At 57.4% G+C, this 26,659-nt stretch carries 19 protein-coding genes; 11 read left to right on the forward strand and 8 right to left on the reverse strand.

The window, feature by feature from the left end; all coding sequences use genetic code 11:
• Positions 1 to 37 precede the first annotated feature (37 nt).
• On the reverse strand, positions 38 to 3,667 hold the full coding sequence (putA, locus tag JJO78_RS13025) for a bifunctional proline dehydrogenase/L-glutamate gamma-semialdehyde dehydrogenase PutA (RefSeq protein WP_075197005.1): 3,630 nt from the start codon (positions 3,665 to 3,667) through the stop codon (positions 38 to 40).
• Between the two features lie 169 nt (positions 3,668 to 3,836).
• Positions 3,837 to 7,337: an NAD-glutamate dehydrogenase gene (locus tag JJO78_RS13030; protein WP_075197004.1), complete on the reverse strand. Its 3,501-nt coding sequence runs from the start codon at positions 7,335 to 7,337 to the stop codon at positions 3,837 to 3,839.
• A gap of 158 nt (positions 7,338 to 7,495) precedes the next feature.
• Here JJO78_RS13030 and JJO78_RS13035 point away from each other — a divergent pair, with 158 nt between their 5' ends.
• Positions 7,496 to 7,948 (forward strand): Lrp/AsnC ligand binding domain-containing protein, encoded by a 453-nt coding sequence (locus JJO78_RS13035; RefSeq protein WP_007152658.1) that lies wholly within the window; start codon positions 7,496 to 7,498, stop codon positions 7,946 to 7,948.
• Between the two features lie 43 nt (positions 7,949 to 7,991).
• Here the strand turns inward: JJO78_RS13035 and efpL are convergent, their stop codons facing one another.
• Together efpL and JJO78_RS13045 are read right to left on the reverse strand one after the other, a co-directional pair.
• Complete coding sequence (gene efpL / locus JJO78_RS13040; RefSeq protein ID WP_075197003.1) at positions 7,992 to 8,558, reverse strand: elongation factor P-like protein EfpL; 567 nt, start codon at positions 8,556 to 8,558, stop codon at positions 7,992 to 7,994.
• A gap of 88 nt (positions 8,559 to 8,646) precedes the next feature.
• Positions 8,647 to 9,684 carry a threonine aldolase family protein gene (locus JJO78_RS13045; RefSeq protein WP_036209376.1) on the reverse strand — a complete coding sequence of 346 codons (1,038 nt, stop codon included), beginning with the start codon at positions 9,682 to 9,684 and terminating at the stop codon, positions 8,647 to 8,649.
• A 256-nt stretch (positions 9,685 to 9,940) separates the two neighbouring features.
• Between JJO78_RS13045 and JJO78_RS13050 the strand changes: the two genes are divergently transcribed.
• From JJO78_RS13050 to JJO78_RS13065, 4 genes are all read left to right on the forward strand, one after another.
• Positions 9,941 to 12,034: a TonB-dependent siderophore receptor gene (locus JJO78_RS13050; protein ID WP_075197002.1), complete on the forward strand. Its 2,094-nt coding sequence runs from the start codon at positions 9,941 to 9,943 to the stop codon at positions 12,032 to 12,034.
• 159 nt (positions 12,035 to 12,193) lie between these two features.
• Complete coding sequence (locus JJO78_RS13055; RefSeq protein ID WP_075197001.1) at positions 12,194 to 12,742, forward strand: sigma-70 family RNA polymerase sigma factor; 549 nt, start codon at positions 12,194 to 12,196, stop codon at positions 12,740 to 12,742.
• Entirely contained in the window at positions 12,739 to 13,494 is a 756-nt protein-coding gene (locus tag JJO78_RS13060) for an anti-sigma factor (RefSeq protein ID WP_075197000.1), read from the forward strand. The genes JJO78_RS13055 and JJO78_RS13060 overlap by 4 nt, the downstream gene beginning before the upstream one ends.
• A gap of 106 nt (positions 13,495 to 13,600) precedes the next feature.
• The gene (locus JJO78_RS13065; RefSeq protein WP_036209368.1) at positions 13,601 to 14,020 is read left to right on the forward strand and encodes a DUF7282 domain-containing protein; all 420 of its coding nucleotides are present in this window, start codon (positions 13,601 to 13,603) and stop codon (positions 14,018 to 14,020) included.
• Positions 14,021 to 14,067: 47 nt separating this feature from the next.
• On the opposite strand, the gene JJO78_RS13070 is transcribed toward JJO78_RS13065, so the two are convergent.
• The 3 genes from JJO78_RS13070 to JJO78_RS13080 all read right to left on the reverse strand — a co-directional run bounded on the left by JJO78_RS13070 (position 14,068) and on the right by JJO78_RS13080 (position 17,734).
• Entirely contained in the window at positions 14,068 to 16,626 is a 2,559-nt protein-coding gene (locus JJO78_RS13070; RefSeq protein ID WP_075196999.1) for a DUF2339 domain-containing protein, read from the reverse strand.
• Positions 16,627 to 16,666: 40 nt separating this feature from the next.
• Positions 16,667 to 16,993 (reverse strand): hypothetical protein, encoded by a 327-nt coding sequence (locus tag JJO78_RS13075; RefSeq protein WP_036209362.1) that lies wholly within the window; start codon positions 16,991 to 16,993, stop codon positions 16,667 to 16,669.
• Between the two features lie 120 nt (positions 16,994 to 17,113).
• Positions 17,114 to 17,734, reverse strand: coding sequence for a pyridoxamine 5'-phosphate oxidase family protein (locus tag JJO78_RS13080; RefSeq protein WP_075196998.1), 621 nt, complete (start codon positions 17,732 to 17,734; stop codon positions 17,114 to 17,116).
• Positions 17,735 to 17,827: 93 nt separating this feature from the next.
• Between JJO78_RS13080 and pdxR the strand changes: the two genes are divergently transcribed.
• The 3 genes from pdxR (at position 17,828) to JJO78_RS13095 (ending at position 21,962) form a co-directional block, all read left to right on the forward strand.
• Positions 17,828 to 19,258: a MocR-like pyridoxine biosynthesis transcription factor PdxR gene (gene pdxR / locus JJO78_RS13085; RefSeq protein ID WP_075196997.1), complete on the forward strand. Its 1,431-nt coding sequence runs from the start codon at positions 17,828 to 17,830 to the stop codon at positions 19,256 to 19,258.
• 41 nt (positions 19,259 to 19,299) lie between these two features.
• Positions 19,300 to 19,443, forward strand: coding sequence for a DUF3096 domain-containing protein (locus tag JJO78_RS13090; protein WP_007152669.1), 144 nt, complete (start codon positions 19,300 to 19,302; stop codon positions 19,441 to 19,443).
• A gap of 95 nt (positions 19,444 to 19,538) precedes the next feature.
• Positions 19,539 to 21,962, forward strand: coding sequence for a putative bifunctional diguanylate cyclase/phosphodiesterase (locus JJO78_RS13095; RefSeq protein ID WP_075196996.1), 2,424 nt, complete (start codon positions 19,539 to 19,541; stop codon positions 21,960 to 21,962).
• A gap of 24 nt (positions 21,963 to 21,986) precedes the next feature.
• On the opposite strand, the gene JJO78_RS13100 is transcribed toward JJO78_RS13095, so the two are convergent.
• Positions 21,987 to 22,850: a DMT family transporter gene (locus tag JJO78_RS13100; RefSeq protein WP_036209353.1), complete on the reverse strand. Its 864-nt coding sequence runs from the start codon at positions 22,848 to 22,850 to the stop codon at positions 21,987 to 21,989.
• A 121-nt stretch (positions 22,851 to 22,971) separates the two neighbouring features.
• On the opposite strand from JJO78_RS13100, the gene JJO78_RS13105 reads away from it, so the two are divergent.
• The 3 genes from JJO78_RS13105 (at position 22,972) to JJO78_RS13115 (ending at position 26,648) form a co-directional block, all read left to right on the forward strand.
• Positions 22,972 to 23,895 (forward strand): helix-turn-helix transcriptional regulator, encoded by a 924-nt coding sequence (locus tag JJO78_RS13105; RefSeq protein WP_075196995.1) that lies wholly within the window; start codon positions 22,972 to 22,974, stop codon positions 23,893 to 23,895.
• Between the two features lie 135 nt (positions 23,896 to 24,030).
• Positions 24,031 to 24,774 carry a substrate-binding periplasmic protein gene (locus JJO78_RS13110; protein WP_051947020.1) on the forward strand — a complete coding sequence of 248 codons (744 nt, stop codon included), beginning with the start codon at positions 24,031 to 24,033 and terminating at the stop codon, positions 24,772 to 24,774.
• Positions 24,775 to 25,025: 251 nt separating this feature from the next.
• On the forward strand, positions 25,026 to 26,648 hold the full coding sequence (locus JJO78_RS13115; RefSeq protein ID WP_075196994.1) for a M28 family metallopeptidase: 1,623 nt from the start codon (positions 25,026 to 25,028) through the stop codon (positions 26,646 to 26,648).
• The last annotated feature ends 11 nt before the right edge of the window (positions 26,649 to 26,659 follow it).

Genomic DNA, 26,659 nt, shown 5'->3' on the forward strand with positions numbered 1-26,659 from the left:
CAACGCCCTTCCCTGGGCGTTGCAAGGTGACAGGTCGTTACTCGGATGCTGCAATCAGGCTGGCGTTGCCACCCGCCGCCGTGGTGTCCACACACAGGTGGCGCTCAATCACAAACCTCTGGTCTAGCTTGTGTTCGGTGATCAGCGGTAGCAGCGCACCTTCCCGCTTCGCCAGGGCCTGACGGTACTCCTTCAGCAAGGACGGCTCAGCGCAGCTTACGGCTGCCTGGAAACCACGCGCCTGGGACAATGCCTCTGGCTCCAACAGGCCCTCAATACCCACGATCGGCAAACCGGCCTTGGCAGCACGGTCAACCGTATCCTGGGTGCCCGGCGCAACCACAACCACCTTGTTGCCCTGGGACAGAGCCATTGCAGCCTGCTCCAACGCGGTTTCCTTGTCCGGACCAAGACAGAGCACCACACCTCGGGCATGATTGCTCAGGCGGTTCAGCTCACCCGTTGGCCCCGGCAATTCCTCGGCATGGGCGTCCAGCGGTGCTGGCACATCACCGAAAACAGGCTTCATGGCTTCAATTCGTGGCTCCGGCGCGGGCGCTTTCACATCCGCTACCTTGCCAATCAGCCCTTCAAGCTTCTTGATATCCACTGCTTTGGCACTGACATCCGCCGGGCGTTCAACCGTTTCACCTTTCAGGAAACGACGCACGTACTGCGGTCCGCCAGCCTTGGGGCCGGTACCGGAAAGACCTTCACCACCAAACGGCTGAGAGCCGACAATGGCACCGATCTGATTGCGGTTAACATAGGTGTTGCCCACCTTGATACGGCTGGCGATGCGTTCAACGCGGCGGTCAACACGGCTGTGAACACCGAAGGTCAGTCCATAGCCCTTGGCGTTAACGCTATCAACGACTTTGTCCAGGTCCTTGGCCGCGAATGTGGCCACATGCAGCACCGGGCCGAAGATTTCCTCTTCCAGCTCTTCAATGCCGCTGACACTGATCACCGCAGGTGACACGAAGTTGCCTTTCTCCGGCACCGTCATTTTCTTCATCAGCCGGCCCTTGGCTTCATATTTGTCACAGTGGTCGACAATCTTTTTTCTGGCCGTCTCATCGATGACCGGGCCAACATCGGTGGACAGTAACCAGGGATCACCAATGCCCAATTCATCCATCGCGCCATACAGCATTTCCAGCAGGTGGTCGGCAATGTCTTTTTGCACATACAGCATGCGCAGTGCAGAACAGCGCTGGCCCGCGCTCTGGAAAGATGACGCCAGAACATCCCGCACCACCTGTTCCGGCAGCGCCGTGGAGTCCACGATCATGGCGTTCAGACCACCGGTTTCCGCCACCAGGGTGGCATCGGGGGCCATGTTCTCGCTCATCTTCTTGTCGATGCGCTGGGCCGTCGCAGTCGAGCCGGTGAAGCAAACGCCGGCGACCCGCGAATCGGATGTCAACGCCCCGCCAACCGTCGCACCGGTGCCCGGCAGCAACTGGATCACATCTTCCGGAATACCGGCCTGGTGCATCAGCTCCACGGCCCTTACCGCCAATAGCGAGGTCTGCTCGGCCGGCTTGGCCAACACAGCATTGCCTGCTACCAGGTTGGCAAGAATCTGGCCGGTAAAGATCGCCAGCGGGAAGTTCCAGGGCGAAATACACACCACGACTCCGCGCGACTCACCGCTGTCCTTGTAGCGAATACCTTCGTTGGCATAGAACTGGGCGAAGTCCACCGCCTCCCGAATCTCAGCGACGCCATCCAGCAGCGACTTACCGGCTTCGCGGGTGGCCAGCGCAAACAGCTCGTAGGCATTTTCCTCATACAGGTCAGCGACCTTGCGAAGACACTCGGCCCGCTCTTCGGCGGACCGGGCCGACCAGGCCTTGAAGCCTTCCTGAGCTGCGGTGATTGCTGTGTTCACGTCCTCCTCGGACGCCTGCGTCACATGGCCAACCGTGTCTTCCGCGTCGGCGGGGTTACGGACCATTTGCACTTCCGCACCGGATACTTCGCCAGCGATGATCGGACCGCCTTTCCAGCGATGGTCACGATAGGCGTCCCGGCCTTCGTTGATTTCCGCAACCGTCACCGGATCGGTGATGTCCCAACCCTTGGAGTTTCTGCGCTGTTCACCGAAGAGCTTGAAGGGGTGGACGATCGCCTTGCTTGAGATATTACTGCCCATCTCTTTAACGGAGTCTATCGGGTCTTTGGCGATTTCTTCCGGCGTAATGCTCTTGTCCACGATCTGGTTCACGAAGGAACTGTTGGCGCCATTCTCCAGCAGGCGACGTACCAGATACGCCAACAGGTCTTTGTGGGGGCCAACCGGGGCATAAATCCGGCAAGGCACACCACTGGTTTTCAACACTTCGTTGTGGAGTGATTCACCCATACCGTGCAGGCGCTGAAACTCATAGTTATCCACGCCTTTGGATTTGGCCAGCTCGAGCACCGCCGATACCGAGTGGGCATTGTGGGTGGCGAACTGCGGATAGACCCGATCGGTCATGTTCAGCAGCTTGGTTGCGCAGGAGAGGAACGAAACGTCACTGCAGGCCTTGCGGGTGAATACCGGGAAACCGCTCAGGCCCATTACCTGGGCGCGTTTGATCTCGGCGTCCCAGTACGCGCCTTTTACCAGGCGCACCATAAAGCGACGGTCGTACTTCTCAGCCAGCCCGTACAGCCAGTCCAGCGCGAAGGCTGAACGCTTGCCGTAAGCCTGAACCACAACACCAAAACCGTCCCAACCGGCCAGTTCCGGGTCTGCGACCAGGGCTTCAATGACATCAAGGGACAGATCAAGCCGATCCTGTTCCTCGGCATCAATATTGAACCCCATATTGGCCGCTGCGGCCTTCTTTACCAGCTCTTTGGCGCGGGGTAGCAGTTCGTTCATCACCCGCTCTTTATTGCCATATTCGTATCGGGCCAGTAGTGCGGACAGTTTGACGGAGATACCCGGATTCTTGCGCACATCGCCTTTGCAGGCCTTGGCAATGCTATCAATGGCATTGGAGTAGGAGTCGAAATAGCGCTTGGCGTCCTCATCGGTGCGGGCAGCTTCACCCAGCATGTCATAGGAATAGGTATACCCCTTTTCCATGTATTCTTTGGCTTCGTCCTGGGCTTCGTCGATATCACGGCCCAACACGAACTGACGGCCCATTTCCTTCATGGCCTGACCTGCAACCGTGCGAATGACCGGCTCGCCGAAACGCTTCAGCAGCTTACGCAACGTGTCACCCACGCTGTGTCGCTCAGAGTCTTTCAATAGATTGCTGGTCATCAACAGCGCCACGGTCGCCGTGTTGATCAGTGCTGAGGACGCCTTGCCTACGTGAGTACCCCAGGCGCCAGAAGTGATCTTGTCTTCGATCAGTTCGTGAATGGTCATATTGTCCGGCACACGCAGCAACGCCTCAGCCAGACACATCAGTGCAACGCCTTCCTTGGTCGTGAGGCCGTACTCCGCCAGGAATTTTTCCATGATGGTGGACTTGGCATTCTTGCGGACGCTGCGTACCAGATCGGCGGCGCGCTCCGAGATTCCATCGCGCTCTGCCCGGGTCAACTGGGCGCCAGCAATCATCTCACTAATCACCTTGTGTTCGTCCGCGAGGTAATAATTGCGGATGGCCTGCCGGCTATCGACCAGTGTGGGAGTCTCTGATTGCTGCGGTCTCATGGTTGAACCCTCTCAGTTGTTTATCTTTCCCGCATTCTACCGGGAACGACAAAGACTATTTGACTGTAAAAACCATACAAGCGCGACGTTCAGGCTTTTTTGGTTAATTAAAATTTACATTTTTCCTGTGAAATGATTAATTTTCAGACGAAAACACCCTGACAGATGACTAAGCTGCCTTTGCAGCCAGCTCCCGAAGCACGCCGTGGGCCACCGAGAACACGGCACAATCCACGTCACTCGCGGCCTGCATATCAGCCAGCATCTTTTGCCAACGGCTCAACAGAGCCTGCTTGTCTTCACGCCAACGTTCAAGAGACTGCTCAGGAGACATCGATCCGCCCCCTTCGGACGCGAAGGACAGTACACTCGCGGTCAGGTTCCGCAACTGGTGGTCCAGTTCGTCCCTGTAATGAAGCGTCGCCAGTACCTGCCAGTGCCCCCGGGCCTTGAAGGCACGCATCTGACGGTCCAGCCAGGTCAGTTTGAGACCTTCACCCAAGCTGAAGTACACCCAGGCCACCGACTCAAGATCCCGATCCAACTGACGGCCGATTTCGATGATATCCATCAGCCAATAGCGGCTTTCTGCAGAGGCGGCATAGGCTGCCAGTTTTTCCGGAACATGGTGCTCACAGTATTTATCATAGCGTTCCTGCCACCGACTTGCAGGAATCACCGCCTCCAGGCTCTCTGTCGACGCCAACACCTCCGCCAGCGGCCGCTGATAGTGGGCAACACAGGCTTCCGGGTCCAGGTCAGCCCGGCGATTGTGCAACAGCCAGCTGGTACTGCGGGTAACCAGGCGAATCACATCGCTGAACAACTCCGCCTGCACGCCGGCACTGATTTTCCCGTCAAGCGCTTCGATCGCTTTCCACTGGGTCTCTACGTCATGGATCTGAAGGGAGATCAGGAAGCCGGCAGCAATCCGGCCACAGTCGGCACCGGTGGCATTACGCAGCTTGTCCGCCCAACTGATGCCCATGCGATTCACCATATCGTTGGCAATCTGCGTTGCAGCGATTTCCCCGCGCAGGGGATGGGCATCGATCGCGTCTGGAAAACGCTTGAGCAACGAGCCCGGGAAAGCGGAGTACAGGGCTGCGGAGAAACGATCGTCGTGAACAATAGGCGCAGCCTGCAACGCCTGCTTCAGTTCAATCTTGGCATAGGAAATCAACACCGAAAGCTCAGGGCGAGTCAGCCCCGAAGCACGCTCTCGCCGCGAGCGGAGTTCCTCGTCGTCGGGCAGAAATTCGAGGGACCGATCAAGTTTCCCCTCTGCCTCCAACCGCCGCATCAGGCGTTCGTACTCGTCCGTAGTGGCAACCGCCCCCGTGGCGGCCAGGCTCAGAGCCATGGCCTGACGGTAATTGTTCCGCAGCACCAGCTCCGACACTTCCGGAGTCATTGCCCGGAGCATCTGGTTACGCTGCCTCAGCGTCATCTTCCCGCTTCGCACCCGCTCGTTGAGCAGAATCTTGATGTTTACTTCATGGTCCGAACAGTCCACCCCACCGGCATTATCAATAAAGTCGGTATTGGCGGCACCACCGGTTCTGGCAAAACCGATGCGAGCAAGCTGGGTGAAACCGAGGTTTCCGCCCTCACCAAGGACCCCGCATTGTAGCTGGTGGCTGTCTATCCTTACGGCATCGTTGGACTTGTCGCCGACGTCGTCATGGGTCTCGCCAGCCGCTTTCACGTAGGTGCCGATACCACCATTCCAGAGCATGTCCACCGGGGCCTGCAACAGCGCACTGATCAACTCATTGGGCGGCAGGCGGGTTTCACGGATGCCGAGGCGTGCCTGCATCTGTGGCGACACGGGAATCCATTTGGCAGCCCGTGAGAACACACCACCACCCTCGCTGATCAGTTCTGCACTGTAGTCCTCCCAACTCGATCCCGGCGTTTCAAACAGGCGCTTGCGTTCGGCGAACGACGCCGCTGCATCCGGCTCCGGATCCACAAAGATGTGCAGGTGATTGAAGGCTGCCACAAGGCGAATGCGATCCGACAGCAGCATACCGTTGCCAAACACGTCCCCGCCCATGTCGCCAATACCCACAACTGTGAATTCGTCGGCCTGGGTGTCGATGCCTTTCTCAAGGAAATGACGTTTGACCGACTCCCAGGCGCCCTTCGCGGTAATACCCATTTTCTTATGGTCGTACCCCTCACTGCCGCCGGAGGCAAAAGCGTCACCAAGCCAGAAGCCGTATTCCCCGGAAAGCCGGTTCGCAATGTCAGAGAAGGTCGCCGTGCCTTTGTCGGCGGCCACCACCAGGTAGGTGTCATCGGCGTCGTGACGGACCACGTCAACCGGTGGCACTACGCTGCCTTCATCCAAGTTATCGGTCAGGTCCAGCAAACCTCGGATGAATGTCTGGTAGCAGGCAACACCCTCTTCTCTCAGCGCCTCGCGTGAGCCGCCTTCCGGAGGCTGCTTGACGATAAAGCCCCCTTTGGCACCCACGGGTACAATGACCGAATTCTTGACCTGCTGGGCCTTCACCAGCCCGAGTATCTCTGTGCGGTAGTCTTCGCTACGGTCGGACCAGCGCAAACCACCACGGGCCACGGCGCCTCCCCTGAGATGAACCCCTTCCACCCGAGGGGAACACACGAATACCTCGAAACGCGGGCATGGCTTGGGAATATCCGGGATGCTGGAAGGATCGAGTTTAAGCGAGATATAGCCTTTGAACTCGCCGGTGTCCTGGCGTTGGAAATAGTTGGTTCTGAGGGTGGCCTTGATCAGTACATAAAACCGCCGGAGGATACGGTCGTCGTCAAGGCTAGTTACGGCTTCGAGAGCCTCAAGAATCCGGTTCTCGATGTGCTCGGATTCTGTTTCCCGATTGTCCACTACAGGATCGAAACGAACGCTGAAAAAGGCGACCAGCAACGCCGTGATATCCAGGTGCCGGGCCAGGGTGTCGGCAATAAAGGGCTGGCTAAATCCGAAGCGCAACTGCTTGATGTAGCGGGAGTAGGCTCGCAGCAGGCTGACTTCACGCCAATTCAGACCCGCCGCCATCATCAACTGGTTGAAGTCGTCGTTTTCAGCGAAACCATTCCAGATTTCCCGGAACCCTTCCTGAAGTCGCGGTTTGGCCGCTTCGACATCTGCGCCACGGCAGCGGGAATGACATTCCACGGTAAAATCACTGACCCCGAACTGCTCGCCGTCACGCCGCCGAATACGATACGGGTGCTCCCCCAACACTCGCATGCCAAGATTCTCAAGGATCGGAATCACATCTGACAGAATCACCGGCTTGCCCTGACTGTAGAGCTTGAAGTTCAGTTCCTGCTCTCCCTGCTCCGATGATGTGTAGAACCTCATGGGCACATCAGAACTCAGGGCAATGGACTGGATTTGCTGGATATCGCCAGCGGCCTCCGCGACGGAGAATCTCGATCGGTAACTCGAAGGGAACCCGCCGCTGAACATCCCCGCCCAACGCTTTCCTTCCGCTTTACCCAACACCTCGGTCAAACGGCGGTGCAACGCGTCGTCCCAGGACTGGGACTCCTCCAGCATCGTCGCCACAACGTCACGCAGATGGCCGGAATCGTCCGGGTCGTAGTCCTCACCCTCCAACGCCTCGGAGAGCTGTTCCAGGAGGGTTTGCTTTTGAGGGGAATCGGAATGGGTCATCGGAGATCTCCGGGGATATCAACTGGGGCATGTATGACGGAACACCCCCAGTATAGACAACTCACGAAAGACTCTTTGCCCATAAAGTTTTAAAATGCAGGCAATTTGATTATATTCTTGGCTTTGTATAGCCGTATATCCATATCGAGAAATAAGTTATGGTCGAATTGGACAGGATCGATCACTCCATCATCCGCGAACTGCAAAAACACGCACGGGTGACCGTCACCGAACTGGCGTCACGTGTTGGTTTGTCAAAAACCCCCTGCCAGGTCCGTATGAGGCGCCTCGAAGAACAGGGCTATATCACGGGTTACACAGCCCTGATCAATCAGACCAAACTCGGACAGAGTCATATTGCCTTTGCCCAGGTCACCCTGAACGACACCAGCAGCAATGCCCTTGCGGCCTTTAACCATTCGGTGAAGCAGATTTCAGCGGTAGAGCAATGCCACATGATTGCCGGCAACTTCGACTACCTGCTGAAAGTACGCACGCGGAACATGGCGGAATACCGGCAAGTGCTGGGGGAGCAGATATCGGCGCTGCCCCATGTGTTGCAGACCAGCACGTTTGTGGTCATGGAGAATGTGAAAGACGCGGGGCTATGAGCCACAACGGCACCGAAAGCCCCGCTATCGGGTAAGCCGAGGATCAAACCCGCCCCAGAAACCGCCGCTCATCGACATTGACCTTAATGCGGTCGCCCGTGGAAATATGCTCGGGCACCTGCACCACCAGGCCGGTGGTGAGTCTGGCCGGTTTGGTGCGGGCAGTGGCCGAGCCACCCTTTACCGACGGGTCGGTTTCTTCGATCAGCAGGTCCACCGTTGGGGGCAAATCCAGCGCCACTGGCGCATCGCTCACCAGAATCACCATCAAGCCCTGAGTCTCTTCGTTGATGAACAGCAGCTCATCGGCAATGGCCTCGCCATTCAGGCTGTACTGCGTATAGTCCTCGCTATCCATGAAGACGTACTCCTCGCCATCCGAATAGGAGAACGTTGCTGGCCGACGGACCAGATCCGCCAGGTTCAGCATATCGGAGTCCTTGAAGGTCTGGTCGATCTTGTAGCCGGTTACAACGTCGTAAAGGCGCATGCGATACAGGCTGCCACCGGCACGCCCCTGCGGGACAGAACGCTCAATATCTTTTACGAAGTAGACACCACCTTCGTACTCGATCGCCGAATTCTTTTTGATTTCACCTGCTTTTGGCATTGCTACGGATTCCGGAATTTAAAGTGGGACAAACAGGGTGCTGATATATCATGAAGCGACGACGCTGGCGAGAGGCCCGACACCAAAATCAGGACACCAGCGCCCGCAAGTCCGCCAGAAAGCGATCAACCTGCTCCGGGGTGGTCGACCAGGAGCACATCAAACGGGCACTTCCGCCGATGAAATTGTAGAACTTCCACCCTTTGTCACGCAGCGCCGCCTGCACCGGGTCAGGCATTTCTACAAATACGCCGTTCACTTGCCTGGGGTAACGGAGCCCGATACCCGGCAAGCCTTCCAGGCCCTTCGCCAGTCGCTCTGCGCAGGCATTCGCGTGCCGGGCATTCTCCAGCCATACATTACCTTCAAGCAGCCCGCACCAGGGCGCGGAAATGTAGCGCATCTTTGACGCCAATTGCCCCGCCTGCTTGCAGCGCCATTCGAAGTCCTCTGCCAACGCACGATTGAAGAACACAACGGCCTCCCCCAGAGCCAGGCCGTTCTTGGTGCCCGAGAAACACAGTACGTCCACGCCAGCTTTCCAGGTAATCTCGGAAGGGTGAACATCCAGCGCCGCTACGGCATTGGCGAAACGAGCTCCGTCCATATGGATATTCAAGTTGAAACGATCAGCCGTTTGCCGGATCGCGCGTAGCTCGTCTGGAGAATAGACAGTACCCACCTCAGTTGCCTGGGTCAGGCTCAGGGCCTTGGGTTTGGGGTAGTGGATATCCGTGCGTTTGGTAACCAGGTGCTCAATACTCTCTGGCGTCAGCTTGCCGTTCGGCCCCTGCCCCAAAAGCAGTTTTGCACCGTTGGAAGCGTACTCCGGCCCGCCACACTCGTCGGTCTCGATGTGCGCCAGTTCGTGGCAGATCACACTGTGGAATGACTGCCCCATGGATGCCAGTGCCAGTGAGTTTGCGGCAGTGCCGTTGAACACAAAAAAGACATCGCAGTCGGTATCGAATAGGCCCCGAAGCCCATCGGCGGCTCGTTGTGTCCAGCGGTCTTCCCCATACGCCGGCTCGTCAGAACCATTCGCCTCGGCCATTGCGGACCAGGCTTGCGGGCAAATGCCACTGTAATTATCACTGGCAAACTGTTCTGACTCAGACACGGGCATACTCCTGGAAGGCTGTATCGAAAAGACTGATAAGACCTTAACTCTATTTGCAAAACTCCGAATTTGCTACTCAAAAAAGTGCTTTCCTCAGCTCGTCACGACATGCCGCCGAACACAGACCTACGAGTGAGAATGTCATTCTAAATTATTAATCATAATGAGATTGATTTGCATTATTTAATGCGACTGATATGATTGCCGCCATCCAACATGAACATCCGTTCATTTCTCTCCCAGCGTTTTCCGGAGGTTTTCGATGGCCCAGTCTCCCACCCCGCACCAGCTCACGCTGGCGATCAGGCGCACACTAACCCTTTTGGCAACCTGCTCGGCAATCTGTGTTCCAGCTATCGCGGCTGCGCAGGACGATGCCAGCGAACCAACGAGTCTGGGGGAGCTGGTTGTGTCCGCAACCGCTTTGAAAGTGGAAGCCCCGTTGATGGAAACCCCCCGGCCCGGTTCGGTAGTGGAGCAGGAAGAACTGGAAGAGCGCAACGTGCAGACGCTTGATGAAACCTTCCGCTACCGTGCCGGGGTGCTCTCGGGACAGTATGGTGAAGACAACGATACCGACTGGTTGAAGATACGTGGTTTCGACCAGTCGACTTATCAGGACGGCCTGCGAATCTATCGCGAGGGGTTCTATCAATGGCTGCCAGAGCCCTTTGGCCTGGAGCGCATAGAACTGCTCAAAGGCCCTGCGTCCATTCTGTACGGCGAAGCGCCTCCGGGTGGTGTCATCAATGCAATCAGCAAGCGACCTACCGATACTGTTCAGGGCCAGATCAATCTGCAGGCAGGAACCGATGAGCATCGCCAGCTTGGGGTCGATACGTCCGGACCCGTCGGCGATCGAAACGATCTCAGCTACCGTCTGGTTGGCTTGTACCGCTATAACGAAGGCGATCTGGATTTCACCGAGAACGAGCGCTACTACCTGGCCCCAAGCCTGACCTGGGAGATGTCTGACAGCACCGAGCTCACCTTATTGGCAAGTATCCAGAAGGACGACGCCATTCCGACCAATCCGTTCAAGCTGCCATTTGGCACCATAGACGACACGCCTTTTGGCAAAGTGGACCCGTCCACCAACTACAGCGAGCCAGGCTACGACACCAACGAACGCACCCAGTCAGCCATCGGCTATTCACTGAGTCATCGCCTAAACGACACCTGGACCTTCGAGCAGGACTTCCGCTACAGCCAGGTAGACCTGCTGTTACGCAGCAGCTTTATCTTCTTCCAGACAGGTCCGCGGGAAGGTCAGCGCTATCTGGTCTACCGGGACGGCGAGATCAACAGCTGGACAATCGACAATCGCCTGGTGGGCAAGTGGTTTACCGACCGCACCGAACACACGTTGCTGTTCGGGGTGGACTATCAGGATCTTGAAAACAAGGGCAAACAGAACGGCGCTGGAGGATCTACTCCGTTTGGCGGTCCTATCGACCTGTTCGACCCGCAGTACGGCAACTTCACGCCAATCACTGCCACAGATCTGATCGTACAGGACATCAACAAGCAGCAGACAGGCTACTACCTGCAACATCAACTGCGCCTGGATGATCGCTGGGTGTTCCTGGCCGGTGGTCGCTTTGACCAGGCCGAAGTCGACAGCGTTAATCGTACGGCCGGCACACGCCAGGAAGCCGATGCTGATGAATTCTCCCTCTCCGGTGGTGTGATGTATCTGGCGGACAACGGATTCTCGCCCTACGTGTCCTACACCGAATCATTTCAGCCTATTTCAGGTACTGATGGCACTGGCGACCTTTACGAACCAAGGAAAGGCAAGCAATTGGAGGCCGGCGTCAAAATCGCTCCGGACGATCTGGATGGCTACGTAACAGCGGCGATTTACCGGATCGAAGAAGAGAATTCCCTCGGCACCAGCCAAAGCGGTTTCCAGATCCAGGACCGGGAGCGCACCACGGCTGGCTTTGAACTGGAGAGTGTCAGCTACCTGACCGACCAACTGGAACTGACCGCCGCGTACACGTACAGCGATGCCACGATCAAGGAAACCGAGACCGACAACAGCGAACGCGCAGCCCCGCTTATCCCTAGACATATGGCGTCAGCCTGGCTGGATTACAGTTTCGTCGACCACGTGCCAGGCCTGAAAATCGGCGGCGGCGCACGCTATGTGGGCTCTACTCGCGACGGCACGACCGATGTTCCCTCTTACACGGTTCTGGACCTGATGGCCCAATACGATGTAACCCGCAACTGGCAGGCACAGGTGAACGTCACCAATGTTGCGGACCGGGAATACGTCGCAAGCTGTGATTACTGGTGCTACTACGGCGAAGCCCGCAGCGTGGTTGCCAGCGTCCGCTACCGTTGGTGAAGGGCTCACACACAAACTTGCTTGACGAAATAAACCCGAACACGGCAATCTGCGTATCACGAGGCAACTTTTCACACACCCGTTGGCGACTCCTGCATGTCTGAACCGTTCAGTTCATCCACCACTGGCCGCGCCCCATCAGGCGCGGAGTCGCCATCCATGTCAGTGTCCCCCGATCAACTCAGCCAGCTTCTTAAGGGCGTTGCCGCAAAAGACCGCTCCGCGTTTGCAACACTGTATGAAGCAACGGCGCCGAAACTTCTTGGCACCATCACCCGTATCTTGAATAACCGGGGCTGGGCCGAGGAAGTCGTGCACGATACGTATATCAAGATCTGGCGAAAAGCGGATCAGTTCGACGCGTCCAAGGCCTCTGCGATTACCTGGATGGTCACCATTGCCCGCAACGGTGCTATCGACGAGCTGCGAAAGCAGCCGGCAAGTCGCAAGGCACCGGAAGATGAGCTGGAGCAGCTTGCCAGCAAAGAACCCAATGCCCAATCACAAGTGGAAAGCCAGCAGACCGTGAACCGACTGAACCTATGCCTGGAGGAGCTGGAAAAAGATCGCCGCGACATGGTGCGGTTGGCCTATCTTAACGGCTGGTCCAGAGCAGACCTGGCCACGCATTTCGATCAACCGGTGAATACTGTCAAAACCTGGCTACACCGGGCGCTGAAACAACTGAAAGGGTGTCTCACACCATGACCGACCACGACGATCTGGACATGCTGGCAGCAGAGTTCGTCCTGGGCACACTGGATGCCCGGGAGCGGGCCGCTGTGGCCGTGCGTCGGCAAAGCGAACCGGATCTCGACGAGATGATCTCTGCCTGGGAGCAGCGTTTGTCTGCACTGGCTGATGAAGTAACGCCGGTCACGCCAGACCCCGAGCTGTATCAGCGGATTGAACAAGATATCGATGCCCTCGAGACGCGCCGGGCAGGTGTCGATACTGACAGCCTCGATAAATCCAACGTGATTTCCCTGCACAAGCGCCTCCGGCGTTGGCAGTGGAGTACAGCCCTGGCGTCAGCCGCTGCCATGGTGCTGGTTGCGGTTCTCGTATTCCAACCTGCGCCAGAGCAGGGCCCGCAGTCGTTTGTGGCCGTGTTCCAACAGAATGACCAGCAGCCGGCCTTCATGCTCTCGGTAGACCTCAACAACCGTCAAATGCAGATTCGTCCGGTAACGGCCAAACCCATGCAGGGAAAATCCTACCAGATGTGGATAAAGGCCGATTCGCTTGGGCCGAATCCGCGCTCCCTGGGCGTACTTAACGACAACTTTGAGCTGGAGCGTGCAGCCCTTCGTGACTACGATCCTGAACTACTGAAGGAAGCCACCTTCGGTATCAGCCTAGAGCCCGAAGGCGGTTCACCTACTGGCCAGCCCACCGGGCCGGCTATACATGGCTACCTTTATCCCGTTGCTGATGGCACATCCGACCCTTCTCACTGATTCTTTTTTCCTTGCTGAAACTTTTGGGAATCACATCCCGTAGCTGTAGTTACACCCATCGAACAAGACATCAAGATGGGATCAACCCGAAAGCAAGGAGAACACAATGAAGAAGCATTTGATGACAAGCGCATTTCTAGCCGCAACTCTGGCTTCTGGTTCCGCATTGGCAATGGACAACATGAAAGTCGGGGTTTGGGGAGACAATCAGTCAGTTGCGGACGGCACCGTCACTGCCAAAAAAGTCGTTGCCGAGGAAAATGGCTGGCTCGTAGTGCATCGCACGGATGAAAGCGGCAAGCCCGGCCCGGTCGTGGCACACGCGCCCCTTCGCAAGGGTAAAAACACAGATGTGGCCGCCATTTTGACTGAAGACGTCAAATCCGGTGACATGCTGATGTTGATGCTTCATAGCGAAGACGGTGGCATGAAAACGGGCATTTTCGAATACACCCTGGGCGCCAAGGAAGATGGTCCCATCAAGAAAGACGGTAAGCTTGTGATGAAAACCATCACAGCGAAGTAAGCGACCGGCAAACAACTGGGTGGGGCCGCTCCCGCGGCCCCACCTGATCAGTCGGAGAGGGTCTGATTACCCGCCGAAGGCTGCGCTTTCCGATACATCCAGGCCAACCCCAGTAACGCCAGCCCAAGCCCCATAAAGGCCGCCACTCGCCAAAGCCCCTGTAGGCCGGCCATATCGACGAGAAAGATCTTGGCAATCACCAGTCCCAACAGAGCCATACCAGCCTTGTAGAGCACCGCATTGTCACGCTTGGCGGAGTAGGCAATAGCGCCGATCGCGTACATTAGGCTGACAACCGAATAAGTGTAAAGCTCACCCTCTGACATACCGAACGACAACCCCATGTCACTCCCCTGCCAGAGTTGCCGGATCTCCAGCGCGGTAAACAGCAGAAAGCCGGCAGACGCCACGCACAACGACCAGAACCGGGGCGCAAGCAAGGGAAACCGGCTGACCGCAAGCGCCAGCAGAATGGGACCACCGTAGCCGGGAAGCAGCATATTGATGATCGGTGTATCGCCAATATGGCCGCCGCCCCACCAGGGATTGTGCAGCGTCACCAGAGCGAGATAACTCAACATCGACAGCGCAACCAGTATCCGCGAGAACAACCGGTACAGCCAGGCCAGTGACTCACTTGCCCCGGCACGCACCATATAGGTCACGCCCAGTGCACCCCAGAGCAGTGTGTTGATTGCGGCCTCGGTAAAGCTGTACTGCTGGGAAAAAATATCGCCATCGTAAAGCCAGTAACGCATCTCGGCACCCAGGAACAGCACCAGTAGATGCAGGGTTGCCCCCTCCAGCCAAGGACGAATGGCGCGATCCTTCCCCGCCAGCCAGGTAGCAATGCCGGCAAACAACGTCGCCCCACCATAGCTCCAGAGTGACCAATGGAGACCGGTGTCGTAATCCTGCAGCCAGGGGTTGAACGTCAGCCGTGCCACCACCAGGGCCAGGGCCACCTTCAACAGCAGGTGAAGTTCGGGCATCTGATAACGACGCGCCAGCCAGGTAAGGCTGACAAACTGAGCAGACAGGGCGAGGGTGAGTGACGCCTCACTAACAATCATTATCGCCGCCAGGGAATAGCTGACGTGTGCCGCCATCACTGCCCAGACAACGCCCACTCGATAGCGCTGCACGCTTTCGAGCTTCCACGCGAGAACGCCGTAAACGCCGCCAACCAGCAACATTGCAACCGACCAGGCCGACGACGTCTGGTAGCCGTGTACTAACAGCCAACCCAGCACCGCCCAAACCAGTGGCGACAACAGTGTAAAGGAGGCCCATCGGCGGCGATCATTCTGGCGAACCCAGTGCCATAATCCGAGCCCGGTGGAGAGTATGGCGGCCCCAATCAGGTAGGACAGCAAACCACCCTGATGCTCCGGCGCCATCTGCGTAAAATAGGTCACCTCGGTGCCATTGCGCCCGACGTATCCGAGCCATCCCAGCGCACTGACCAGCACCGCGGCCCAGGGCAGGAACCAGAGCGCTCCACGACTCTGCGGCACCAGAGCTGCGGCCGGCAATATGATAAGCCAGCTCCAGAAAAACGGGCGATCACCCTGCCCGACCATCGATAGTGCCCAGAGAACCAGCAGGGATATCAAGACTTCCCGTAAATACGGCAACGCCTGCTTTGCGCGAACCGGAACCATGGCAAACACCACAAACAGGGCGGCGATGTACCAGGCTGTTGAGGCGCCGATGGCGGCTCCGCTGGACGTGGCCAACCACCACAGAAACGCGCCGGATAACGTGGCGTACCAAAGCCAGTCCCGATAGACATAACGCATCAACATCAACGAACTGACGGTGATCAGGAAACTGTAAGACAGCACAAAAGCCACGCTGCCATCATCGCCACCGATCAATAACGGCACCAGATAGGCACCACTCAACCCCATGACAGCAAGCAACGGGCCATGAAACAGCGACAGCACCATGGTACCCAGAGACACAATAGCCAGCCCGAACAGGCCCACGGTAGGGCCGACCAGCCCGTAATGGTGAACGCCCGCCAGCAATGCCGCATAGAGGGTGATACTGCCTCCACCCGCCAGCGCCGCAAATACTTCGTTTGCACCCCGGTTGCGACGACGCAGGTACTCCGCTCCCGCATGCAACGCAAGACCGCTGAATAGCGCCAACATCAATTGCTGCGATGGGCCGATCATTCCTGCGTTGATGGAGTGGCTGACCATGAAAATACCGGCCAACCCAACGCTCAGGCCACCAAGCCAGACCATCCAGTTATCCTTCAGGGCCTGGACAAAGCGAGATTTATCGCGTGACGTCGCATCCGCTCCCGGGGAGCTTGTGTCAGGAAAGGGGCTTGATTCAGAAGGGGCTGGCGTGTCCTCGACAACGGCTTCGTCGAGTTCAAGCTCCAGCTCCGGGGCCGGCTGGTCTTGGTCCTTTCCGCCCAAATGTTGTTTTAGATAAGTCACTTCTTCGCGCAAACGGGACACTTCCCGGTTCAGGGACTCAAGGCGTTCCGACTGATCACGACGTCGGGAAAACGCAAGAATACCCAGCACGGAGCCCACCGGCAGGAGTATGGCAAGACCAAGTGCCAGAATAATCAATAATGCTTCCATGCTGCCCCTCGTGTGTCAGGCGCCCGACATAAGGGCCCGCTTAGCCAAAATAATCCTGCATCCAGTCCACCAGCGTTTGGGCACTGACCTCCGACAACGCCATGCCCTGGAACTCATCACCCACTTCATCATCGATGGTCACGAACTGATACAACAACACGCCTGGCTGGTTGTCGTGCAGGATCAACGTTATGCGGCGACGGGTGCGCAGACAGTCAATGGTCATGACATCCGCAGGAATACCCGAATCACGCATGCCCCGGCGCACTTCCAACACCGGGTTGATGTGCTCATGGGCAGCCTGGATGCGGGTATGGGCATCACTGGCAATATCGGACAAGGCTTTCAGGGGATCAACATCGGACATGCGTTGCTGCCTGTGTTATCTGGCAAGTAAGTGAAACGATTGTGAACACAGTTTACCTTGAATGACCCCCAATCATAACCTGCCGGCCAACGATCGGGGGCATCAACGCCTGCACTCACCTTACGCGGGCAGCACACCGTGCCACACCGGGAGTGCCATATCCTCGGGTTCCTCTCCAGGACCGCCATCCCGGCTTTTGAACGCGCCCTCCTCGATCGGAATCCGGAACAATGCCGTCGCCTTCCGCTCCTTCGCATTGGGGGCACGCACCTGCTCCCAGCGGCCCGGTTCAATCTGATTAATGATGGCCTGAAACGCGGCGTCGAACTCACGATCATCCGACACTGGCGAGGCCCTGCCGAACAGCACCAGCGATTCATAGTTGGCACTATGGTGGAACGCCGATTTTGTCATCACCCACTGGTTTGTCACGGCGAATGAAATGCACAACTGTTGTCCCGATGCCAGCGTCTGCGCCAACCTTCCACCGCTGAGTGTATGCAGGTAAAGATCGTCAGCAAGACGCCAGGCCGTGATCGGGATGATGCGTGGCTCACCTTCTTCCACAAAACCCACATGCGCTGTTTTTAACCGATCGATCAGGGCGTAAGCCGGCGCCCGCTCATAACTGGCTCTCCTGGCCGCGCGCTTCACCCGACTGCGAGGACAGCAAGACAGCGGTGATGACGGCGGTGATAACGGTAGTGATAAAGGGGTATCCGTGATTTCCTTCCGAGACATCGTATGCTCCTTTTGCAAAGTACGTCTCTATTAGAAGCAACATCTGATACCATGGAAAGATCCAGATTATAGATTTCAATAGGACCAGTTAAGGTGATTGACGATATACGGTTCGAACACACCACACCGCTGCAAACACAGCTTTATCAACACCTGTCCCAACGCATTATCCATCGACGTTACCTGCCGGGAAGCCAACTGCCCTCCAGCCGTCAGCTGGCAGCAGACCTGGGTATCAGCCGCAACACCGTCAATGCCGTTTACGACCAGTTGAAAGCCGAAGGTTTCCTGCAAAGCCGAGCTGGTCGGGGCGTATTCGTGCATCAAGACCTCAACCTGGCCATCAACCAACCTACCGGCGGAGCCATTCAAACCACGCAGGCCATGACCTTGCCGCCACTGCCGCCGGCTCCCGCCAGCCGCCTGAAGCTCGGGGAGGACGCCAACCTGCCCTTCCAGCCCGGGCTGCCCGACATCAACGCCTTCCCCATTCGCAGTTGGAACCGAATACTGCACCATCAGGAGAGCCGAACAAGCCTTCGCGGCTATGACACAACCCAGGGTTACCAGCCATTGCGCAGAGCCATTGCTGATTATTTACGAGCTTCCCGCGGGGTGCGTTGCCAGGAACACCAGGTGATCGTGACCAATGGGGCTCAACAGGCGCTGTCGCTGATTGCAGACGTGCTGTTAAAACCCGGTGACAGGGTCTTTGTTGAGAACCCCGGCTACCGGGGCGCCCGATACGCCCTTGGTCGTCACGGCAACCCACTGCTGCCCGTACCGCTCAAGCAACAGGTTCTGGATGTCGGCGTCCTGGACAGCCTTGGCGACGCCAAACTGCTGTTCTGCACACCGACTCACCAATACCCCATGGGCGGTATTCTCGATGTCTCCCAGCGCATGGCACTGCTACAGTGGGCGCGCCGAAACCAGACGTGGATCGTGGAAGACGATTACGACAGCGAGTTCCATTTCTATAACAAACCGTTTGCAGCCATTCAGGGCATGTTCGATACCGCCCCCGTTCTCTATGTGGGCAGCTTCAGTAAGACACTGCTGCCAGCCCTACGCGTCGGCTACCTGATCGTACCAGAGGCACTCGTCGACCATTTCCTCTGGGCCAAGCGTGTCAGCGGCGGAGAGACACCGTTACTGACCCAGGCAACCATCGCCGAGTTCATCGACAGCGGCCAGTTCACACGACATCTGCGCCGTATGCGCCAACTCTATCGTGATAAGTGGCATCATTTTCAGGCGCGGGTTACCGAAAAGCTTGGCGGCAGGCTGGCCCCCATAGCGGAAAGTGCCGGGATGCATTTGGTTCTGAAAGGCAACGTGGATGACCTTGCCCTGAGTCAGCAACTGAGAGACCTGGGCTTCGGCAGCACGGCCCTCAGCGAGCACTACATCGGAAGAACCGCGCAAACCGGGCTGGTGATGGGATTCGCGAGTGCGAGCGAGTCACAGATCGAGGCGTGCGTGGATGCACTGTGCAGACTTACCGACTACGATGAAAGATAGAAAAAACACGCTCCAACGTACTCGACAGGGATATTACGCTTATGACACTTCACCTTGAACTGGCGCCACTGATCAGCCTGGGCGCGGGCATTGGCATACTCGTGTTTCCAAAGCTGCTGAACTACATCGTGGCGGGCTATCTGATCATCCTCGGTGTCCTGGGGTTGTTGGGGCATACGTTATAAGCCGACGCCCCCATTGAGAAAATGCCACCTACTGGCACCATTTGTGGTGCGCCATTTATGTTGTTTTGCACCATGTATGGAGAGTACCGGCAGCCATGCGACGCAAAGGACAGCAACCCAATCTTCAAAGACAACTGATCGCGCTGGTGGCAGGACTGTGCCTCACGATCATCCTGACGGTGTGTTTCATGGTCGCCGTGGTGCAGGTGCAGTCGGCAATCACTGCCTATACCTGGGGCGAAAGCGTCTGGTCCCGAGCGCAGATCGATACTGTCCACCACCTCAACCGGTTTTCCGAATCTGGTGATTTTTCGCACCTTGCGAAGGCGAGGCAGGCGCTGGCGGTGCCCATCGGCGATCTGCACGCCCGCGTCGCCATCACCTCCGATACGCTCGATTGGCAACGTGCCAGGCATGGTTTTCTCCAAGGGGGCAACCATGAAGAAGACCTGACCCGCATGATTCTGCTGATCCGTCTTTTTTCGTGGCTTGATCAACTGGAGCGGGCGTTAACCGCCTGGGAGGGCGCCGATGACCTGCTGTTTGAACTGGATCAGATCGGCAATGCGATGGAACGAGAGTGGTTGGCGGCACCTCCGGATCGCGAGCAACTGCAGGCCCTGCGAGACAAACTCGCGATTGTTGACCAGCAACTGCAGGTGAATGCCCGGGAATTCCGCCTTTCCATGGGAGACGCCTCGCGTTGGGCCGCCAGCTTCCTGTCTGTTGTCAGTGCATTGTTCCTGACTCTTGTGGCGCTGCTGTCCTGGTTCCTGGGATTCCGGCTGGTGAGACTGCTCAATCGAACCGAGCAGAACTTCCGCTCGATCTTCGAGCAGTCCGCCATCGGTATCATCCAGATTGATACCGAGGGCCGAATCGTTAATGCCAATCAGGCGACCTGCGACATCCTTGGCTACCGGCCCGATGACCTTGTGCATCGCCCCTATCGGGAGCTGGTCCATCCGGAAGACTGGGACGTTGCCCGGGAAGAACGACGGGATATCAGCTTCGGTAACATCGACAGCTATACGACCGAGCATCGCATTGTTCGAAAAGACAATGACTTCTTGTGGGCCAGGCTCACCGTATCCCGCGTGTGGGATGTGCCCAGTGCTTCAGCGTATTTCACAACGGTTATGGAAGACATTTCCGAGTCTCACCGTCTGTCGACGGAATTGAGCTACATGGCGACCCATGACAGCCTGACCGGCCTGATAAACCGAAGAGCCTTTGAGCAGCAGCTTGCCAGCCATCTCGGGCACGTCCGCAACGGAGGAAAGCAACACGCCCTCTGCTACATCGACCTGGATCAGTTCAAGCTGGCGAACGACACGTCGGGCCATGACGCGGGCGACCAACTTCTGCGCCAGGTATCCGACATCATTTCAAAGAATCTGCGCGAAGCAGACATCCTCGCCAGACTGGGCGGCGACGAGTTCGGTATCATTCTTCAGAACTGCGACCTCGACACCGCCCATCATGTGGCTGAAAAGGTGCGGGCCTCTCTCGACCACCTGGTGTTTTCCTGGCAGCAAACCAGCCACACCATCAGTTGCAGTATTGGCGTGGTGCCTATAACCGCAGAAAGCGCGGGCATCAGCGCCCTGATGAAAGCCGCCGACATTGCCTGTTACACCGCCAAAGACGGCGGCCGCAACCGCGTGTGCGTGATGTCGATGGACGACAAGCAGATGGCCTCCCAGCAGGGCGAGATGGAATGGCACAACCGCATTCAGACCGCGCTTCAGGACAACCGCTTTTTCCTTGAATGCCAGATAATTGCCCCGCCCACTGGCCGGGGCAAGGGGTTGCGATACGAAGTGCTGATTCGCATGCGCTCACAGGATGGTTCGGTGGTGCCTCCCAGTGCTTTCCTGCCCCCTGCGGAGCGCTATGGCATGGCATCGAGAATCGACCGCTGGGTTATCGAGAATGTACTCGAAAAACTGTCCGCCGCCCCAGAACACCTTGGTGCCTTGGAAGCCTGCCACATCAACCTGTCTGGTCGCTCGTTCGATCAAACAGACTTCGCGGATTTTGTGGTTGGCAGGTTCCACCACTACGGGGTTCCAGCGAACAAGATCTGCTTCGAAATCACCGAAACTGCCGCCGTCCATAACCTGCTGGAAGTTCAGGCCTTTATGAAACGCCTGAGCGACATGGGGTGCAGCTTTGCCCTGGACGACTTCGGTTCAGGGTTGTCGTCGTTTGGTTACCTGCGCCGATTACCAGTTACCTGCCTGAAGATCGACGGGATGTTTGTTCGCGATATCGTCACCAGCAAAACAGACCTTGCAATGGTCAGGGCCATTCATGACATTGGCCGAACCATGGACATGATCACGGTGGCCGAGTACGTCGAGTCCGAGGATGCAGCGTCGTTACTGAAGGAGATCGGCGTGGATCTTCTCCAGGGCTTCTGGGTCCATCGGCCTTCCTCACTGGATGACATCCTCGGCACGGAACCCAGCCGTCTCTCGGAAAAGGTGACGCATCTGAAGCTCCATACAACGTAGCGGTTTCCGAGGCCCCACGGGATATCATTTGACTCGGCGAAACAGCACGTAATTTCCCAGGATGGCCAGTAGGGCACCCAATACGGCGGTTGTTGTCCATTCAAAGCCTTCCAGCCAGGTCGATACACTCAGGGCAACCACCGGAAACAGCACCGTTGCATAGCCGGCCCGGTCGGCACCGAGGGTCTGGATCACAGTGATGTAGCAATAAAACGCAATAATGGAGCCGGGTACCGCCAGGAAAACCGTTGCGCCCCAGAAGGTCGCGGAGGTTGGCACCACCCACTCCACTCCCTGCAACAGACACCAGACGCCGAGGATCACAGCGCCGTAAACCATGGCCCAGGCATTCGCCACCAACAAGGGGATTTGCGCCAGCCGAACCTTGATACTCACCAGGTTCCCCATGGAAAACCAGAACGTGCCGGCAGCCGCAAACAGGATGCTGGCACCGGTGGCGTTACCAAGCTGCAAATCATGCCAGAACAGCAGCGCCACGCCTGTAATCCCTAACGCCACAGCGGGATACAGACGGGCGGTGGGCTTCAACCGCAACCATAGCCAGCCATTCAAGGCATTGAACAGCGCCGCCAGTGAAAACACCACCGCCAGCAAACCACTGGTCATGGACTCGGCAGCACGGTATATGAGCAGGAAGTTCACGCTGTACAGCGTCAGCCCCTGCAAAAAAAGCCAGCCATGCTGCTTGAGCGTCAACGTCTGCAGGCGCCCAAGCAATGCAAGCACCACCAGAGCCACAACAGAAGCCATCAAAAAACGATAGAACACCGAAACATCCACCGGCGCAGACTCAACCTGCAGGCGAATGGCCGTCCAGGTCAGGCCCCAGATCAGTACCGTCAAACCGTAGTGCATGGAAATCGGCATAACAGTCATTCCCTTTAATAAGTGACGCATTGATGTATCTACTGGCCGATCTTATGACAGTGCGAAGGGGAAAACTTGTCAGATCCTGCGCAACCATGGATGATTCTTGCGGAGGCCCGATATGCAGACCAGCTCACCCCAGATACCCGATTCAACGAAGAATCCCCACAGGGAACGCCGCGACATTGTGGACGCGCTGCGAGCCGCTGGCGTGGCGCCTCAAAAGCTCATGGAGCTGGACCAGGGCCGCGCCCTCGCACAGTGGCAGAACCGCAAGGGCGAGGTGCGTTACGAGCGACCGCGCCATCACGCCCTGAGCATTTACATTAACGAGGGCGACAAAGCGAGGCGGGTGGTAAACGGACGGGCCGTGAGCCAGGGCTTTCCGGGGGCTGTTTGCCTGTTTCCCGCCGGCAGTCAATCCACCTGGCAGATCGACGGCCAATTCGAATTCTTCCACCTCTACTTCAATGACCTGGACATCGCCCGCTGCGCAGAACAGACCTGGGACTGCGAGCCTGACCGGGTTGAACTCAGTGAGCGATACCACACGCAGGACCCGGTTCTGGCCCAGGCGGGCCAGTTACTGGCACTGAGTGACTGGCTCGCCCCCGGTCAGTCCATGGCGATGGATCACCTGGCCCAGTGGCTGTTGCTACAGGTGGTTAGTCGTCACTCGAACGTACAGCAGGCAACTCCCTCTGTTACCGGACAACTCTCACTGCGTTACCGCCGATTGCTACAGGAACGTATTCACGCGCAGTTGGACCGGACGTTGACCCTCGCGGACATGGCGGGCTGGGTTAATCTGAGCCCTTACCATTTTGCCCGCCTGTTCCGGGCGACCTTTGGCTGCGCACCCTATCAATACGTTCAGGAACAACGCCTGACCCGGGCCCGGGACTTACTCCGCCAACCGGGAAGTAAAATCACTGCCATCGCCCTCAACTGCGGTTTCAACGACGCCAGCCAGTTCAGCCGGGCATTCAAGGCGAGGTTCGGCGAGACACCTTCCGTCTACCGTGTCCGGACAAACGCCCGGTAGAACGTCAGCATTACCTGCCACTTTCACTACATTGCCAAAATGTAAAGAAGAGGAATCCAGCATGCCACGCTGGATTCCTCTTCAATATCATGCCGCACTCCGTAAATACCGTAACCATACATGTGGAGTGGGTTCATGAAAGGAAAATTCGGGCTGACAATGGCCCTGATGTTAACGGCAGGTTGTACGACTGCCGCAGAAGAACTGCGGATCTACACAGAGCAATACCCTCCTTATAACATGACCACCAATGGTCAGCCATTTGCCCACTCAGAAGCAGACATCACAGGTCTTTGTACCGATGTCGTGAAGGCGCTTCTGGGTAAAGCCGAGCTGGATTACAGCATTAAACTCCGGGACCTCAGCTATGGCCTCAACCGGGCCGAACGGCATCCTGACCACGCCATCTACTGCGTATCCAAAACAGAGGATCGAGCGCCTTTTTTCGACTGGGTGGGGCCACTGTCCTCCATCGAATGGACACTGTTCGCCAAACCCGGTTCGTCCATTGAACTGAACACCCTGAACGATGCCCACAGCTATCAGATCGGTGGGTACAAGGGCGACGTCATGACCAATTTTTTGATCGACAAGGGCTTTGACGTTTCCGCAATCAGCAACAACGGCCTGAATGCGCGCCGCCTGGTCCAGGATCAGATTGACCTCTGGGTAGCTGACGGTCTGGCTGGCCCATACCTGGCTGCTGATGCGTCCGATGTAACCGGGCTCGAGCGCGTTCTGGTGTTCCGTGAAACGCCAATGTATCTCGCCGTCCACAAGGACACCGCCCCCGAGATCCTGCAGGCTCTGAACAAAAGTTACCAGGCACTGGTTGAGTCCGGCGAAAAGGAGACCATTTCCCGCTCCTACGGATTCTGAGCGCACCGCAAGAGCGCCCTTCCTGCCTCCCAACGCCGACGTGACCAACACTCACGTCGGCACCTCCCGAAACCTAACGTTTTGTAATGTTTTCCGCCTGGATGGACAAAAAATCCGCGACTAGTCTTGCGGTAGGCATCGATGGAAGTAGTGATGCCCGGGCGCCTGTTTAACATCCATTCAGGCCTCCCCGCGCTGAAAGTCCGCCACAAGCGGACCTAACAACAAACTCCCAGGATTGGAGAATCACAATGAAAATCAGCACCGCAAGCCGCACCATGGCTTTAGGATCCCTTTTCTTTGCAATAACCGCACACGCCTCGCCAGGCCAGAAATCCACCGGCGATTTACTCAACGATTTCTGGAGCCCGGATCGAATCAGTCCGTTTGAGTGTCGCTTTGGCATTCTCAATAGCACGCCATTTGGTCTGCCCCGCTGCATGCAGGCAAGCAACATCCAATACCACCTGGACCGGTTATACGGCATTGCCGAAGCCAATGATGGCAATCGCGCTGCCGGCTTACCTGGATACCAGGCGACGGTCGATTACGTTAAAACGACACTGGAGAGTGCGGGCTATGACGTGACCATCCAGCAGTTTCCTTTCAATGCCTTCTACCCGACCGGAGACGGCATTCTGCAGGCCACGGCACCCACTCCGACCGACTATGTATGGGAAGAGGACTTTACCTACCTGTCCCAGACCGAGCCGGGCGATGTGACGGGCATGGCCGTTGCCGTTGACGTTCAACTCGGTCCCGACAATACCTCCACCAGTGGCTGTGAACCCGAGGACTTTACCGACTTCCCCGCTGGATCGGTCGCCGTCATCCAACGGGGAGCCTGCGCCTTCGGGCAGAAAGCAACCAACGCGGCCAATGCTGGCGCCGCGGGTGTGGTGATCTTCAACCAGGGCAACACGGAAGACCGCAAAGGCCTGATCAACGCCACGCTCGGCGATGACTACGCCGGGGGAGTTCCCGTCGTGTTCACCACCTACGACATTGGCGCTGGCTGGGTTGAGCAGCAGGACCTCCAGCTCAGAGTCGTGACCAACGTGGTGAGAGAGCAAACCGAAACCTCCAACGTGATTGCCGAAACCAATCGGGGCAACCCTGACAACGTCGTGATGACGGGCGCTCACCTGGATTCAGTGTTTGAAGGGGCTGGTATCAACGACAATGGCTCCGGCAGCGCTGCGCTTCTTGAACTGGCCCTGCAAATGAAACGGGCTCACCCCCGTAATCAGGTCCGCTTTGCCTGGTGGGGTGCGGAAGAAGCCGGCCTGGTTGGCTCAACGTTCTACGTCAACAACCTTTCCCAGGAAGAGAAGGACAAGATCAAGGTCTACCTGAACTACGACATGATTGGTTCGCCCAACTTCGGCAACTTTATCTACGATGGCGATGGTTCTGACTTCGATCTGGCAGGTCCTCCGGGATCAGCCGCCACGGAGGCGCTGTTCGAGAAGTACTTCAACCTGCGTGAAATCGCCTCAGAGGGCACGCAAATCAGCTTCCGCTCAGACTACGCGCAGTTCTTCGAGGACGGCATTGCGTTTGGCGGGCTGTTTACCGGTGCGGAAGTGCTGAAAACCGAAGAGCAGGCGGCCAAGTTCGGTGGCGAGGCTGGCGTTGCTTTCGACCCCTGTTATCACTCAGCCTGTGACGACATCACCAACGTCGACGAGCTCGCTCTTGAGATCAACGGCGATGCTGCCGCCTTCGTGACCAGTTGGCTGTCACTCTCAACGCGAGTGATTGACGAGGAAATTGCTGCCGCGGAAGAAGCAGAGCCGGCCGCTGGCGCCCGCACACTGCAAGTGGAGCGGAAGCACGACATCACCCATTGGGGCGACAAGTGGATCAAGTGACATGACTGTCG

Origin of the sequence: Marinobacter sp. DS40M6 (assembly GCF_028581595.1) — a bacterium.
GTDB classification, from domain to species: Bacteria; Pseudomonadota; Gammaproteobacteria; order Pseudomonadales; family Oleiphilaceae; genus Marinobacter; species Marinobacter salarius.